The sequence below is a fragment of the Ferrovibrio sp. genome, from assembly GCF_964218355.1.
Classification (GTDB): domain Bacteria; phylum Pseudomonadota; class Alphaproteobacteria; order Ferrovibrionales; family Ferrovibrionaceae; genus Ferrovibrio.
In genome coordinates this window covers 298,310-312,764 of sequence record NZ_CAXPMC010000009.1, presented here as the reverse complement: position 1 = coordinate 312,764, position 14,455 = coordinate 298,310, and the positions used below count along the sequence as shown (strand labels likewise).

Here is a 14,455-nt window from a genome sequence, read left to right as displayed (position 1 = left end):
TGGCGGTCACACGGCCGTGCATATCCGGTGCTCCGGGTCCGGGATTTGCGAACCCCTCGCAGATCGGTTAAGCAGGGGCCCTGCCCCGCTGCAAACCCGCTGCCGCAAACCTGCTTCAGGCGCCCGTGACCGATTTTGCCGCCCCGTCTCCGCCATCGCCGCCGGCCGCCCCCGCGGCACGGTCAGGGCCGGTGCGCATCCGCCACCGGATGCTGTGGACCGGGTTTGCCATCCTGCTCTCCCTGGCCATCGCCGCGCCGGTTGTCGCCATCCTGGTCAACCTGACCCAGCCGGCCGCCGATGTCTGGCACCACCTGATTACCACCGTGCTGCCGGAGATGCTGGCCAACACCGCGCTGCTGATGCTCGGCGTCGGTCTCGGCGCCGTGGTGATCGGCACCGGCTGCGCCTGGCTGGTGACGATGACCGAGTTTCCCGGCCGCCGCTGGCTGTCCTGGGCCCTGTTCCTGCCGCTGGCCATGCCCAGCTACGTGACGGCTTTCGTCTATGGCGACCTGCTGCAGTATTCCGGCCCGATCCAGAGCGGGCTGCGCGGCCTGTTCGGCTGGGAACGCGGGGAATACTGGTTTCCCGACCTGCTGTCGCTGGGCGGCGCCATCTTCCTGCTGACCTTCGCCTTCTATCCCTATGTCTTCATGCTGGCCCGCGCCGCCTTCATCGACCAGTCGGTCTGCGTGCTTGAGGTCGGCCGCACGCTGGGCCTCGGCCCCTGGACGCGGTTCCGCCGCATCGCGCTGCCGCTGGCCCGGCCGATGATCGCCGGCGGCCTGGCGCTGGTGCTGATGGAAACCCTGGCCGAGTTCGGCGCCGTCAACTGGTTCGGGGTGCCCACCTTCACCACGGCGATCTACCGCACCTGGTTCGGCATGGGCGATGCCATCGCCGCCGCCCAGCTCGCCGCGGTGCTGCTGATCTTCGTGCTGGCCGCCATCATGCTGGAGCGGGCCAGCCGGCAGGCCCGCCGCTTCCACCACACTTCGGCACGCCAGCGCCCCCTGCCGGTGCGTCCGCTGCCCCCGCTGGCCGCCGCGCTGGCGATGCTGGCCTGCGGCGGCACCGTGCTGGCCGGCTTCGTGGCGCCCTGCGGCTGGCTGCTCTGGCTGGCCATCCGCGAAGGCGATCCGTCCAGCCTGGGGCGGCTGGCCGGCTTCACTGCCAACAGCTTCTGGCTGGCCAGCGGCGCGGCCCTGCTGCTGGTCGCCATCGCCGTGGCACTCGCCTATGCCCAGCGGCTGGCGCAGCATCGCGGCATGAACTGGCTGATCCAGCTTTCGACCATGGGCTATGCCGTACCCGGATCGGTGATCGCCATCGGTGTGCTGCTGCCGCTGACCTATTTCGACCATGCGATCGACGGCTGGCTGAAGGGCTTCGGCATCAATGCCGGCCTGCTGCTGAGCGGCAGCGTCATCGCCCTGTTCTATGCCTATCTGGTGCGTTTTCTGGCGGTCGCCTTCAATGCCGTGGATGGCGGCCTGCACCGGATCCGCCCCAGCATCGACCACGCCGCCCGCGTGCTGGGCGCAACTCCGCTCGGCGTGGTCCGGCGCGTGCATGTGCCGATGCTGCGCGGCAGCCTGCTGACCGCGGCAATGCTGGTCTTCGTTGATGTGCTGAAGGAACTGCCGGCCACCCTGATCGTCCGCCCATTCGATTTCGACACGCTGGCAGTGCGTGTCTACCAGCTGGCCAGCGACGAGCGGCTGGCAGAGGCCTCGACCGGGTCGGTGATCATTGTGGCGATCAGCCTGATTCCCGTAATCTGGCTGCACCGGGCCGTGATACGGTCGCGACCGGGCGAGTCGGGCTGACAGGAACCGCGTGATGACTGATGTTCTGAGGGAAACGATGCTGCGGCAGGCCGGCGTCGGCAAGGATCCGATGGTGCTGGCCGAATCCCTGCTGGCCCAGGGTCAGGCCGAATCTGCCCGTCAGGTGCTTGAAACCCTGCTGAAACAGTCGCCGAACCGGCCCGATGCGTGGTTCGCGCTCGGGGTCGCGCACACTGCGGCCAATGAACTGAAAGAGGCAGCGAAAGCCTTTCGCCGGGCCATCCAGCTGCAGCCCGGACATCCACCCGGCTATGTGCATCTGGGCAACACCTATCTGCGGCTCGGTCGCGCCGGCCAGGCGCTGGAAACCTATGACGAGGGGCTGAAACACCGGCCGCAGGATCCGCTGCTGCATTTCAATCGCGGTATCGCCCTGCGCCAGACCGGCGACATCGACGGTGCCATCGCTGAATACAAGACCGCCATTGCCCAGCACCCACCCTATTTCCAGGCTTATTTCAGCCTCGGCAACGCCCATCGCGACCAGGGTGACAAGGCCGCCGCAGAAGCCGCCTACCGCAAGGCGGTCGAGATCGAGCCGCGCTTTGCCGACGGCCATGCCAATCTGGCCGGCCTGCTGGCCGAGCGCGAGGATTACCCGGCCGCCATCGACTCCTGCCGGTCGGTGCTGGCACTGGTGCCGGGGCATATCCACGCCCTGCGCAACCTGTCGCTCTGCCTGTATCGTACCGGCCACCATGGCGAAAGCGCCGAGATCGCCATGCTCGGCCTGAAAGTGGCGCCGGACGAGACGATGCTGCACTACACCGTCGGCGAGGCATTGTACGGCCTGGTGCGCGACGGCCAGGCCGAACGCGCCCGCACGCTGGCAGAGACCTGGCGGCAGGCCCATTCCGGCAATGCCATCGCCCAGCATATGGCGGCGGCGATCCTGGATGAGCCGGCACCGGCCCGCGCCGGCGACGATTATGTGCGCGAGACCTTCGACCGCTTTGCCAGCGATTTCGAACAGGTGCTCGGAGGGCTCGGCTACCGGGTGCCGGAGCGGCTCTGCGCGGCCGCACATGCGGCTCTCGGCGAGCGTGCCGCCAACCTGACCATCCTCGATGCCGGCTGCGGCACCGGGCTCTGCGCACCCCATCTGAAACCGCTGGCCCGCCGCCTGGTCGGCGTCGATCTCAGCGGCGGCATGCTTGAGAAGGCACGGGCGCGCGGCCTGTATGACAGCCTGCACGAGGCCGAGCTCGGCGCCTTTCTGGCCGCCGACCGCGACCGGTACGACCTTGCCATCGCCGCCGATGTCTTCTGCTATTTCGGCGAACTCGGCAGCAGCTTCCGTGCGCTGGCCGGCCGGATGGTGCATGGCGGCCTGCTCGGCTTCACCGTCGAGGCGATGCAGGGCCCGACCCCGGCCGCCGGCTACCGTCTCGGCCCCACCGGCCGCTACCAGCATGATGCCGATTATGTGCGCCGGGAATTGCAGGCGGCCGGCTACGAGACCGTGCGCTGGGACGATACCGAAGGCCGGGTGGAAATGGGCCAGCCGGTGCCCTGCTTCATGATTCTCGCCCGCCGCACCTGAACCGCCGGCCGGCGGCAAGAAAAAAGGCGGGGCATGGCCCCGCCTTTTCCGTTTGCGGCATCGCCGCCGGCATTACTTCCAGCCGGCGCGGTCCATCAGCTTCAGGGCCGCCTCGTTGTTCTTGCCGAACACTGCGGCATTCAGCGTGTCTTCCTTGAAATCGCTCCAGGACGCGATCACGGGATGCAGCGGCACCCCGGCCACGGCCGGGAACTCGTAATTGCCCCTGGCGAAGTATTCCTGCGCTTCCTTGGTGGCGAGATACTCGAGGAACTTGATCGCATTGGCCTTGTTCGGGGCATACTTCGCCACGCCGGCACCGCTGACATTCACATGGGTGCCGCGATCCTTCTGGTTCGGGAAGATCACCGCGAGATTGGCAACCACCGCATTGTCCTCGGGCTTCTTCGAACCGAGCAGGCGGGCAAAGTAATAGGTGTTCGACAGCGCCACATCGCCCTCGCCGGCCGCCACCGCCTTGATCTGGTCGGTGTCGCCGCCCTTCGGGGCACGGGCGAAATTGGCCACCACGGCCCTGGCCCAGGCCTCGGTCTTCGCCTCGCCATCGGCAGCGATCATCGAGCCGATCAGCGACTGGTTATAGACGTTGGTCGAGGACCGGATCAGAACGCGGCCCTTCCATTTCGGATCGGCCAGGTCCTCATAACGGCTGATCTCGCCGGTCTTCACCTTGTCCTTGTTGACCACGAGGATGCGGGCGCGCTTGGAAAAGCCGAACCAGTGGCCATCCGGCTCGCGCAGATGGGCCGGGATCGCCTTCTCCAGCACCGACGAGCGGACCGGCTGCAGCAGGTCCATCGACTGGGCACGGTAGAGACGGCCGGCATCCACCGTGATCAGCACATCGGCCGGGCTCTTGTCGCCTTCGGCCTTCATGCGCTGCAGCAGCTGGTCCTCGGTGGCTTCCAGCCGGTTGATGCGGATGCCGGTCTGTTTGGTGAAAGTCTCGTAAAGGGCCTCGTCGGTATCGTAGTGGCGCGACGAGTAGAGGTTGACCACCTCCTCGGCCGCGGCGAGGCCCGGCAGCGTGACAGCCAGGCTGCCGGCAGCCAGCCCCAGCATGAAGACCCGCCGGGCAGTGGCGGCATTCAGGCAGACGAGACGCATGTTTCTCTCCATAGATGATGGCCGTACCCGCATATGCGAGTGACTTGCAGTCGCGGAATGTAGCATCCCTGTCGCCTCAGGCAAGGGCCCTCCGCGCTCTTGCCGCGTGACCGCAAAAGCCGAATACCTGTAAGATAAATCAGGGGAATGCGCCGGCGGCCGCGACAAACCGTCCCCATACGGAAGATATCACATGCTGCAAACCGAGCCGGGATTCCTCGCTATACCGCTGGTCGAGAGTTACCGGCCGGAACTGGTCCTGCTGAGCCTGGCGGTGATTTTCTTTGCCGGCTTTACCTCGCTCAGCCTCGCCGACCGCATGCTGGCCAGCTTCGGCCGGATCCGCACAGGCTGGCTGCTGGGGGCGGCCATCGCGCTCGGCGGCGGCATCTGGAGCATGCATTTCGTCGCCATGCTGGCCTTCCAGCTGCCGATGCCCATCAACTATGCCCCGGGCCTGACTGTCATCTCCCTGCTGGTGGCAATCGTCTTCGTCACCGTCGGCCTGCTGATCGTCAGCTGGCGCCCTGACAGCCGGATTGCCCTGGCTGCTGCCGGCATCCTTACCGGCCTCGGGGTCAGCGCCATGCATTATACCGGCATGGCGGCGATGCGGATGGGCGCCCTGATTATCTGGTACCAGCCGCTGGTGCTGCTGTCCGTGCTGATCGGTGTTGTCGCCGCCACCGCGGCATTGTGGCTGTCGCTGCAATCGAAAACACTGGTCTTCAAGCTGGTGGCTGCCGCGGCAATGACCATCGCCGTGGCCGGCATGCATTATACCGGCATGGCCGCCGCCAGTTACGTTCCGGCCCATGGCGCGCTGTCTACCGGGACCGACCTGCAGCCTGGCGTGCTGGCCGTGGCCGTGGCCGCAGCCTCGTTCATCATCCTGTTTCTGGCCCTGCTGGCCGCGATGGTCGACCAGACCCTGGCCAACCGCGCACGCGCCGAGGCGGAGCGGCTGCGCGACCTGAACGAAAAACTCGAGGGCATGGTCGGCACGCGCACGGTCGAACTGCTGAAAGCCAAGCAGCGGGCGGAGCGTGCCAGCAATGCAAAGACCGACTTCCTTGCCAGCATCAGCCACGAATTACGCACACCGCTGAATGCCGTGATCGGCTACAGCGAAATCCTGATCGAGGAAGCCGAGGAAAACGGCCTGACCGGCAGCCTGGAGGATATCGAGAAGATCCGTACCGCCGGCCGGCATATCCTGGCCCTGGTCAACGACATCCTCGATCTCAGCAAGATCGAGGCCGGCAAGATGGAAGTATACATCGAGCGTGTTGCGCTGAAGGACATCCTCGATGATGCCGTCACGGTCTGCCGCCGGATGCTGGACGAGAATGGCAACCGCTGCATCGTCGAACATGCCGTGGCGATCGACCGTGTCGATACCGACGTGACCAAGCTGCGGCAGGCCCTGATCAACCTGCTGGGCAATGCCGCCAAATTCACCCGCAATGGCACGGTTACCCTCGCCACCCGCCTTGCCGAACGCGATGGCGCCGACTGGATCGAGATTACCGTACACGACACCGGCATCGGCATCGCACCGGAGCACCAGGAGGGGGTTTTCGACGAGTTTCAGCGCGGTGACAGCAACGTGGCCCGCCATCACGGCGGCACCGGCCTCGGCCTGGCGCTGAGCCGCAGGCTGATCCGGCTGCTGGGCGGCGACATCACGCTGGCCTCACAGCCCGGGACCGGATCGGTCTTCACCATCGCCGTGCCGGCCCGCGGCCGGCTGGCGGAAGCGGCGGACTGAACCGATGCCGAAACTGATGATTGTCGAGGACAATCCCGAAAACCTGGACATGCTGAGCCGGCGGCTGGCCAAGCGCGGCTTTGCGTTGTGCCATGCCGTCACCGGCGAAGCGGCGCTGGACCTTGCGCCGCGCGAACGCCCCGATCTGATCCTGATGGATATCGGCCTTGGCGCCGGCATCGACGGGCTGGAAACGACGCGGCGCCTGAAGGCGCTGCCCGAACTGGCCGCCGTGCCTGTGATCGCCCTGACCGCCCATGCGCTGGCGGCCGATCGCGAGGAAAGCCTTGCCGCCGGCTGCGCCGATTACGACACCAAGCCGGTAGACCTGCCGCGTCTGCTGGCAAAGATCGAGGCGCAGCTGCGCGGAGTGGCCGGCTAGTCGGCTGCGGCCGGCAGGCTGCTGCCGGGCCGTGCAGCGGTAAGGATATCGCGCAGCGTCGCCAGCGACACCGGCTTCTGCAGGATGCCGGCAATGTTCAGACCCCTGCTGCGTCCGATCTCGACCGCTGCCCGCGCAAAAGCCGGGCTGTGACCGGTCATGATATAGACTGCCGCCCGGCTGCCGCTGCCGGCCAGCCAGCGGATCAGTTCGATGCCGTCTTCCTGCGGCATGACGATGTCGAGGCAGATCAGGTCGGGCTGGAAGGTCGCGCAGAGGTCACGGAAACCATCAGGACTGTCGGTCAGCCGGACCATGTAGCCGGCTTTCTCGGCAACCCGCTGCACCAGCGCGCCGAAGTCGCGATGGTCGTCGATCACCAGGATGCGTGGCGGCACCGATGCTGTTCGGGAAGGCATGCTCATGGTGGCACTGTACACGCGCCGTCCACCGGTGCAATTGAAATAGCAGCGACTCCGAACAACCACGGAGAAAGCCAGCAGCCCGTCACCGGAATGTAACATGCCCCGTTCTGCCGGTCAGACATACGCGGCTTCCGCAAGCGCGGTTGGAGCAATGCGGCTCAGCGATACAGCTTTGCCGCGAATCCCGCCAGGGCATCCAGCGTGGCGCCCGGCTGGTCCCGATGCGGGCTGTGCCCGCAGTCTGGCAGCATCAGGACACCGGCCCCTGCCGGTACCCGCCGGGCGATGCTCTCGACCTGGGCCGCCGTCCCGTATTCATCCCCCTCGCCCTGGATCACGAGAACCGGCACATCAATGCGGTCGACATAACCCTCGATATTCCACTTCATGAAGTCGGGATTCAGCCAGGAATCGCACCAGCCGTGGAAGGCACAGTCGATGTTGCTGCCGTGATATTTCTCCAGCCGGCTGCGCAGGTCGCCTTCGGCATAGGCGCGGCCGGCCGCACGGATCGCGGTGACCGAGACTTCCTCGCAGAAAACATGCGGCGCAAGAGCGGCCACGCCGAGCAGCCCGTCGCGTTCGGGGACCGCCTCCCTGGCGGCGCCGGCATAGATCAGCGCGATGGACGCGCCATCGGAATGGCCAACCAGGATATGCCGGCCGATACCCAGTGCCGCGATCAGCGCCGGCAATGCCCGCTCGCCTTCCTCATGCATGTAGGTCAGCGGCCGCGGCAGAGCGCAGGGCGCCGAACCGCCATAGCCGACCCGGCTGTAGACCAGCACCGGCAGGCCGGTCGCCTCCGCCAGACGGTCGGGGAAATCCTTCCACAGCGCGACAGAGCCCAGACCTTCATGCAGCAGCACGATCACCGGCAGCGCCGCGTCGCGCAGCCGCGGCCCGGCCCAGCGGTATTCCACCCGCCCGCCGGGCAGGTCGGTATGATGCAGCGCCGCCTCTCCGGCATTGCCGCCCATCAGGCAAGATCCCGCAGCTTGAAACGCTGGATCTTGCCGGTGGCGGTCTTCGGCAGTTCGTCAACAAACTCGACCCAGCGCGGATACTTGTAGGGCGCCAGCCGTTCCTTGACGAAAGCCTTCAGTTCCTCGGCCAGCGCATCGGTGGTCCCAACGCCGTCCTTCAGGACCACATAGGCCTTCGGCTTGATCAGGTCGTCGGTATCGGTATGCGCAACCACCGCCGTCTCCAGGACCTGCGGATGCGCCGCCAGTGCCGATTCCACCTCGAAGGGCGACACCCAGATGCCGCTGACCTTCAGCATGTCGTCAGACCGGCCCGCATAGATGTAATAGCCATCCCTGGTCTGCAGATATTTGTCGCCGGTGCGGGTCCACGGTCCCTGGAAGGTGGCGAGGCTCTTGGTGCGGTTGTTCCAGTAGGCCATGGCGCTGGACGGCCCGCTGACCAGCAGCTCGCCGATGCCGCCCTGCTCCACTGCATTGCCCTGCTCGTCGACGATACGCAGGTCATAGCCTGGCACGGCCTCGCCGGTGGTGCCGTAACGCACGTTGCCCGGCCGGTTGGACAGGAAGATGTGCAGCATCTCGGTCGAGCCGATGCCGTCGAGGATGTCGACGCCGAACAGCTTGTGCCAGCGCTTGCCGATTTCCTCGGGCAGGGCCTCGCCGGCCGAAACGCAGCGGCGCAGCTTCGCCGAGCCGCTCTCTTTCGTGATGCCGCTGTCGGCGAGGATGCCGGCATACAGCGTCGGCACGCCATAGAAGATCGAGCACTGGTGGTCTTTCAGCCGCTTCATCACTGCGGCCGGGGTCGGCCGCTCGGCCATCAGCACGGCTGTGGCGCCGGCATGCAGCGGGAAGGTCATGGCATTGCCCATGCCATAGGCGAAGAACAGCTTGGCAGCCGAGAAGACCACATCGTCCTCGCGGATGCCCAGCACCTCCTCGCCATACAGCACGGCGGTGTGGATCATGTCGCCCTGCAGGTGCATGGCGCCCTTCGGCGAGCCGGTCGAGCCCGAGGAATACAGCCAGAAGGCAACGTCGTCCGGCGTGGTCGCCAGCGTGTCCAGTTTGTCGGATTGCTGAGCCAGCAGGTCGGCCAGCGGGGTCACCGTCGGTGGCACCTGGCCGGAAATCAGCACCTGCCTGAGGAACGGCTGGTCCGAGATGACCGGGCGGAACTTTTCCACGAGCGCATCCGACACCACCAGCACGGCGGCGCGGCTGTCACGCAGCAGGAAATCATAGTCCTTCGTGGTCAGCAGCGTGTTCACCGGCACCGGCACGGCGCCGATCTTCATGGCACCGAAGAACATCGCCGGAAAGTCGATGCCGTCCAGCAGCGCCAGCATGACGCGCTGCTCGGGCTGCACACCCTGCCCCTTCAGCAGGTTGCCGGCGCGGTTAACCCGCGCGGCAAGATCGGCATAGCTGTACTGCCCCTTGTCGTCGATGACGGCGATCTTGTCGCCGCGGCCCTCGGCGAGATGGCGGTCGATGAAATGGCTGGCGGCATTGTATTGCCGCGGCAGCTCCAGAAAGCGGGGCATGATCGGTTTCCTCCGGGGTGTTTCTTATGGTTGCGCCGGCCCGGGAAACCGGGCCGGCGGGGCAGGCAAAAAGGCGCAGAAGGCTGGGCTCAGGCGGCCTTGGCCAGCGGCACGACCTGCTCGACCCAGTCCAGCGCCCAGGTCACGCCGTCTTCCTCCGGCAGCGACCCGCTCGAGGCGTTGTGCTGCATGCGGTCGCCGACGATGGTGGCATTCAGGGCCTGCAGGCCCTTCTCGAACTGTTCGCCGCCGTGATTGAAGGTGTCCTGGTAGGTGCTGTCGCCCAGACCGATGATGCCGACCAGCTTGCCGGTCAGGTCCGGCTTCACGGCTTCCAGATCGGCAAGGAAATCGCGGGCATTGTCCGGCACATCGCCCTGGCCGTAGGTCGAGGTGCAGATCAGGAAGGCCCCGGGCCGCTCGAACACATCGGCCTTCAGATTGTCCATCAGCAGCACCTCGACCGCATGCCCCTTGCCTTCCAGGGCCTTCTGGATATCGCCGGCGACAAGCTCGGCGGTCCCGGTCATGGTGCCGACCAAAATGGAAATCTGCATGGCTGCCCTCCTCAACGCGCTGCCAGTGAATACCGTGCTATGGATAGCGAGCCCGAACTATAACGCATGCGGCGCTGGCGCTCCATAGAAAATTGCACTATAATGCATAATATGAGCGAGAGCCGCGACAAGGCCAGTCCCGACGATACCGCATTCCTGCAGATAGTGGGCGAGCGCGTTCGCAACGCCCGTGCCCGCCGTGGCATGAGCCGCAAAATTCTGGCAAAGGATTCAGGTGTTTCCGAACGCTATCTGGCGCAGCTGGAAAGCGGCGCCGGCAATATCTCGATCCTGCTGCTGCGCCAGATCGCCCGGGCCATGGATCTGTCGATCACCGAATTCCTCGGCGACCGTGCCCCGCTGACCGTCGACCAGGCCCTGCTGCTGCGCCAGGTGGAGGATCTTGCGCCAGAACAGCTGCAGGAACTGCAGGGTTTCATCCGCGAACGCTTCGGCGTCGCGCCCAGCGTGAAACGCCATATCGCGCTGACCGGCCTGCGCGGTGCCGGCAAGACCACGCTGGGGCGGCATCTGGCCGCCGCTTTCGGCCTGCAGTTCGTCGAGATGGCGAAGGAAATCGAGGCGGAGGCCGGCCTCAGCCTCAACGAGATTTTCGATCTCTACGGCCAGGCCGCCTATCGCCGCTTCGAACGCCGCGCCCTGGAGCGCATCACTGCCGATCCCGCCCCGAAGGTGATCGCCACCGGCGGCAGTCTGCCCTCCGAGCCTGCCACCTACGCCCATCTGCTGGCGCATTGCTTCACGGTGTGGCTGAAGGCCAGGCCCGAGGAGCATATGGGCCGCGTCGTCGCCCAGGGCGACCTGCGTCCGATGGCCGGCCAGTCCGAGGCCATGGCCGACCTGAAACGGATTCTGGCCCAGCGCGAGGCCCTCTATGCCCGCGCCGATATGACCTTCGACACCGCCGGCCGCGCCGCCGACCAGGCCGGCAGCGAACTGGCTGCCGCCCTGCGGGCCCATCCTGCCTGGCTGGCCCGGGAGGCAGCGGAGTAAGCGCCCGGGCAGTTTCCTGCAAAATAATTCTTGTCGTCCCGAAACTATGCATTATAATGCAAGTCAGTTTTAAGGGAGGACTGCCCCATGGCCGCAAGCCAGCCGAATGGCGCCGCACCGGTGGATTTCCGCACCGCGCCCAGCCAGTACAAGCACTGGAAACTCAGCATCGACGGTGCCGTCGCCACCCTGGCGATGGACGTGAAGGAAGACGGCGGCCTGCGCCCCGGCTACGAGCTGAAGCTGAATTCCTACGATCTCGGCGTCGACATTGAGCTGCATGACGCCGTGCAGCGGCTGCGTTTCGAGCACCCGGAAGTCCGTTCGGTGATCCTCACCTCCGGCAAGGACCGCATTTTCTGCGCCGGTGCCAATATCCGCATGCTCAACCAGTCGGCCCATGGCTGGAAGGTGAATTTCTGCAAATTCACCAACGAGACCCGCAACGGCATCGAAGAGGCGACTGCGGAATCGAAGCAGACCTACATCGCCGCGGTGAACGGCCCCTGCGCCGGCGGCGGCTATGAACTGGCGCTGGCCGCCGATTACATCCTGATGGCCGATGACGGCAACACCAGCGTTTCGCTGCCGGAAGTGCCGCTGCTGGCGGTGCTGCCGGGTACCGGCGGCCTGACCCGCCTGGTCGACAAGCGCATGGTGCGCCGCGACCGCGCCGATTTCTTCTGCACCATCGAGGAAGGCATCAAGGGCAAGCGCGCCGTCGACTGGCGCCTGGTCGACGAGGTCGTGCCCCGCACCCGCCTGGCAGATGCCATGCGCGAGCGCGCCGCCGAGATGGCGGCAAAATCCGACCGCCCCGCCGATGCCAAAGGCATCACCCTGTCGGTGCTGGAGCGGAAGCTCGATGGCGACCGCATCAGCTACCGTCATGTGGAAGCGAAAATCGACCGCGACAAGGGCGTGGCCGAGATCAGCGTCGCCGGCCCGAAGGCCGCACCGCCCGCCTCTGCCGATGCCATCCAGGCCGAAGGCGATGCATTCTGGCCGCTGGCGCTGGCCCGCGAACTGGACGACCTGATCCTGCATCTGCGCACCAACGAGGAAACCATCGGCATGTGGGTGTTCCGCACCCATGGCGATTCGGCCCTCGTCGCCGCCCATGATGCCGCGCTGGAACAGCACAAGGCCCACTGGCTGGTGCGCGAGATCCGCCTGTTCCTGAAGCGCGTGTTCAAACGTATCGATGTCTCGTCGCGCTCGATCTTCGCGCTGATCGAGCCGGGTTCGTGCTTCACCGGCACCCTGCTGGAACTGGCGCTGGCCGCCGACCGTTCCTACATGCTGGACGGCCAGATGGAAGGCGACAACCGCCCGCCGGCCGCCATCCGGCTGACGCCGATGAATTTCGGCCCCTATCCGATGTCGAACGGCCTCAGCCGCATCGCCAGCCGCAATCTCGACAATCCGGCCAATGTGGCGGTGATCGAGAAGATGATCGGCGAGGATCTCGATGCCCAGGCCGCCGACGAGGCCGGCCTGGTCACCTTCACGCCCGACGACATCGACTGGGAAGACGAGGTCCGCATCGCCATCGAGGAACGTGCCGCCTTCTCGCCCGATGCGCTGACCGGCATGGAAGCTAGCTTGCGTTTCGGCGGCCCCGAAACCATGGAAACCAAGATTTTCGGCCGGCTGACCGCCTGGCAGAACTGGATTTTCCAGCGTCCCAACGCCGTCGGCGACCAGGGCGCGCTCAAGCTTTACGGCACCGGCCAGCGCGCGGCCTACGACCGCAAGCGCGTATAGGGAGAACAGACCAATGGCAATCGACTACGCATCCCGCATCCCCAACAACGTCGATCTCTCCGACAACCGCCGCCTCCAGCGCGCGCTGGAGGACTGGCAGCCGAAATTCCTCGACTGGTGGCAGGATATGGGCCCGGCCGGCTTCCAGGCCCGCGAGGCCTATCTGCGCACCGCGATCAGCGTCGATGCACAGGGCTGGGCGCATTTCGGCTATGTCAAAATGCCGGACTACCGCTGGGGCATCTTCCTCGCCGAGCCGGAGAAGGACCGCAAGGTCAATTTCGGCGACCACAAGGGCGAGGATGCCTGGCAGGAAGTGCCCGGCGAATACCGTGGCGTGCTGCGCCGCCTGATCGTCACCCAGGGCGATACCGAGCCGGCCTCGGTCGAGCAGCAGCGCCTGCTCGGCCAGACCTGCCCGTCACTCTACGACCTGCGCAACCTGTTCCAGGTCAATGTCGAGGAAGGCCGGCACCTGTGGGCCATGGTCTACCTGCTGGATGCCTATTTCGGCCGCGACGGCCGCGAGGAGGCCGAGGCCCTGCTGCAGCGCCGCTCGGGCGACGACGACAAGCCGCGCATCCTCGGCGCCTTCAACGAGAAGACGCCGGACTGGCTCAGCTTCTTCATGTTCACCTTCTTCACCGACCGTGACGGCAAGTTCCAGCTGGCGTCGCTGGCCGAAAGCGGCTTCGATCCGCTGTCGCGCACCTGCCGCTTCATGCTGACCGAGGAAGCCCATCACATGTTCGTCGGCGAGACCGGGGTCGGCCGCGTGATCCAGCGTACCTGCGAGATCATGCGCGACTTCAAGACCGATGACGTGCGCAAGCATGGCGGCATCGACCTGCCGACCCTGCAGAAATATCTCAACTTCCATTTCTCGGTGTCGATCGACCTGTTCGGCTCGGAAATCTCCACCAACGCTGCCAACTACTACACCATGGGCATCAAGGGCCGGTTCGACGAGACCCGGATCGGCGACGACCACAAGCTGACCGATGCGACCTACAAGGTTCTCGAGGCCGACGGCGACGGCTTCCGCGAGAAGGAGGAAGCCGCCCTCATTGCGCTCAACGAACGCCTGCGCGACGACTACGTGGCCGACTGTGCCCGCGGCGTGATGCGCTGGAACCAGATCATCAAGCGCCATGGCATCGATTTCGAGCTGAAGCTGCCGCACCGCGCCTTCCATCGTCAGATCGGCCAGTTCTCCGAGATGCGGGTCGATCCCCAGGGTCGCATCATCAGCCAGGCCGAATGGGATGCGCGGCATCACGAATGGCTGCCGACCGACGAGGACCGGCTCTACGTGATCAGCCTGATGAAGCCCGTCACCGAACCCGGCAAATTCGCCGGCTGGGTGGCACCGCCGGCCCGCGGCATCAACAACCAGCCGGTCGATTTCGAATACGTGCGCGCCTAAGCGCCTGATTTTCCTCCCCCGAACTACTCACGGGGCCCCGCAAGGGGCCCCTT

General features: G+C 65.9%; 12 protein-coding genes. 7 read left to right on the top strand and 5 right to left on the bottom strand.

All coding sequences use genetic code 11. The features are described from left to right. Nucleotides 1–125 precede the first annotated feature (125 nt). A complete protein-coding gene (locus tag ACEQZY_RS05565; RefSeq protein WP_370152885.1) occupies nucleotides 126–1,832 on the top strand; it encodes an ABC transporter permease in 1,707 nt (568 codons plus the stop codon). Nucleotides 1,833–1,845: 13 nt separating this feature from the next. Then, nucleotides 1,846–3,396 carry a tetratricopeptide repeat protein gene (locus ACEQZY_RS05560; protein ID WP_370152883.1) on the top strand — a complete coding sequence of 517 codons (1,551 nt, stop codon included), beginning with the start codon at nucleotides 1,846–1,848 and terminating at the stop codon, nucleotides 3,394–3,396. 72 nt (nucleotides 3,397–3,468) lie between these two features. Here ACEQZY_RS05560 and ACEQZY_RS05555 read toward each other — a convergent pair whose 3' ends face one another. Then, nucleotides 3,469–4,524, bottom strand: a complete 1,056-nt coding sequence (locus tag ACEQZY_RS05555) for a Fe(3+) ABC transporter substrate-binding protein (RefSeq protein WP_370152881.1) — start codon at nucleotides 4,522–4,524, stop codon at nucleotides 3,469–3,471. Nucleotides 4,525–4,717: 193 nt separating this feature from the next. Between ACEQZY_RS05555 and ACEQZY_RS05550 the strand changes: the two genes are divergently transcribed. Both ACEQZY_RS05550 and ACEQZY_RS05545 read left to right on the top strand, forming a co-directional pair. Then, complete coding sequence (locus ACEQZY_RS05550) at nucleotides 4,718–6,295, top strand: MHYT domain-containing protein (protein ID WP_370152879.1); 1,578 nt, start codon at nucleotides 4,718–4,720, stop codon at nucleotides 6,293–6,295. Nucleotides 6,296–6,299: 4 nt separating this feature from the next. Then, nucleotides 6,300–6,677, top strand: a complete 378-nt coding sequence (locus ACEQZY_RS05545; protein WP_341703740.1) for a response regulator — start codon at nucleotides 6,300–6,302, stop codon at nucleotides 6,675–6,677. Here ACEQZY_RS05545 and ACEQZY_RS05540 read toward each other — a convergent pair. From ACEQZY_RS05540 to ACEQZY_RS05525, 4 genes are all read right to left on the bottom strand, one after another. Further along, on the bottom strand, nucleotides 6,674–7,102 hold the full coding sequence (locus ACEQZY_RS05540; protein ID WP_341703741.1) for a response regulator: 429 nt from the start codon (nucleotides 7,100–7,102) through the stop codon (nucleotides 6,674–6,676). The two genes, ACEQZY_RS05545 and ACEQZY_RS05540, sit on opposite strands and share 4 nt — an antisense overlap. A gap of 158 nt (nucleotides 7,103–7,260) precedes the next feature. Beyond that, the gene (locus ACEQZY_RS05535; protein WP_370152877.1) at nucleotides 7,261–8,082 is read right to left on the bottom strand and encodes an alpha/beta fold hydrolase; all 822 of its coding nucleotides are present in this window, start codon (nucleotides 8,080–8,082) and stop codon (nucleotides 7,261–7,263) included. Next, nucleotides 8,082–9,638, bottom strand: coding sequence for a benzoate-CoA ligase family protein (locus ACEQZY_RS05530; protein ID WP_370152875.1), 1,557 nt, complete (start codon nucleotides 9,636–9,638; stop codon nucleotides 8,082–8,084). Before ACEQZY_RS05530 ends, ACEQZY_RS05535 begins: the two co-directional genes overlap by 1 nt. Nucleotides 9,639–9,727: 89 nt before the next feature. Beyond that, nucleotides 9,728–10,195 carry a flavodoxin domain-containing protein gene (locus tag ACEQZY_RS05525; protein ID WP_370152873.1) on the bottom strand — a complete coding sequence of 156 codons (468 nt, stop codon included), beginning with the start codon at nucleotides 10,193–10,195 and terminating at the stop codon, nucleotides 9,728–9,730. 111 nt (nucleotides 10,196–10,306) lie between these two features. Between ACEQZY_RS05525 and ACEQZY_RS05520 the strand changes: the two genes are divergently transcribed. From ACEQZY_RS05520 to boxB, 3 genes are all read left to right on the top strand, one after another. Next, complete coding sequence (locus tag ACEQZY_RS05520; RefSeq protein ID WP_370152871.1) at nucleotides 10,307–11,209, top strand: helix-turn-helix transcriptional regulator; 903 nt, start codon at nucleotides 10,307–10,309, stop codon at nucleotides 11,207–11,209. A gap of 87 nt (nucleotides 11,210–11,296) precedes the next feature. After that, entirely contained in the window at nucleotides 11,297–12,976 is a 1,680-nt protein-coding gene (gene boxC, locus ACEQZY_RS05515; RefSeq protein ID WP_370152870.1) for a 2,3-epoxybenzoyl-CoA dihydrolase, read from the top strand. A gap of 13 nt (nucleotides 12,977–12,989) precedes the next feature. Next, nucleotides 12,990–14,402 carry a benzoyl-CoA 2,3-epoxidase subunit BoxB gene (gene boxB, locus ACEQZY_RS05510; RefSeq protein ID WP_341703747.1) on the top strand — a complete coding sequence of 471 codons (1,413 nt, stop codon included), beginning with the start codon at nucleotides 12,990–12,992 and terminating at the stop codon, nucleotides 14,400–14,402. The last annotated feature ends 53 nt before the right edge of the window (nucleotides 14,403–14,455 follow it).

What these genes read in the sequence shown, in the direction of transcription:
- ACEQZY_RS05555 (WP_370152881.1), bottom strand. Translation starts at nt 4,524, where the DNA reads ATGCGTCTCGTCTGCCTGAATGCCGCCACTGCCCGGCGGGTCTTCATG.
- boxC (WP_370152870.1), top strand. Translation starts at nt 11,297, where the DNA reads ATGGCCGCAAGCCAGCCGAATGGCGCCGCACCGGTGGATTTCCGCACC.
- ACEQZY_RS05520 (WP_370152871.1), top strand. Translation starts at nt 10,307, where the DNA reads ATGAGCGAGAGCCGCGACAAGGCCAGTCCCGACGATACCGCATTCCTG.
- ACEQZY_RS05545 (WP_341703740.1), top strand. Translation starts at nt 6,300, where the DNA reads ATGCCGAAACTGATGATTGTCGAGGACAATCCCGAAAACCTGGACATG.
- ACEQZY_RS05535 (WP_370152877.1), bottom strand. Translation starts at nt 8,082, where the DNA reads ATGGGCGGCAATGCCGGAGAGGCGGCGCTGCATCATACCGACCTGCCC.
- boxB (WP_341703747.1), top strand. Translation starts at nt 12,990, where the DNA reads ATGGCAATCGACTACGCATCCCGCATCCCCAACAACGTCGATCTCTCC.
- ACEQZY_RS05525 (WP_370152873.1), bottom strand. Translation starts at nt 10,195, where the DNA reads ATGCAGATTTCCATTTTGGTCGGCACCATGACCGGGACCGCCGAGCTT.
- ACEQZY_RS05550 (WP_370152879.1), top strand. Translation starts at nt 4,718, where the DNA reads ATGCTGCAAACCGAGCCGGGATTCCTCGCTATACCGCTGGTCGAGAGT.
- ACEQZY_RS05560 (WP_370152883.1), top strand. Translation starts at nt 1,846, where the DNA reads ATGACTGATGTTCTGAGGGAAACGATGCTGCGGCAGGCCGGCGTCGGC.
- ACEQZY_RS05530 (WP_370152875.1), bottom strand. Translation starts at nt 9,638, where the DNA reads ATGCCCCGCTTTCTGGAGCTGCCGCGGCAATACAATGCCGCCAGCCAT.
- ACEQZY_RS05540 (WP_341703741.1), bottom strand. Translation starts at nt 7,102, where the DNA reads ATGAGCATGCCTTCCCGAACAGCATCGGTGCCGCCACGCATCCTGGTG.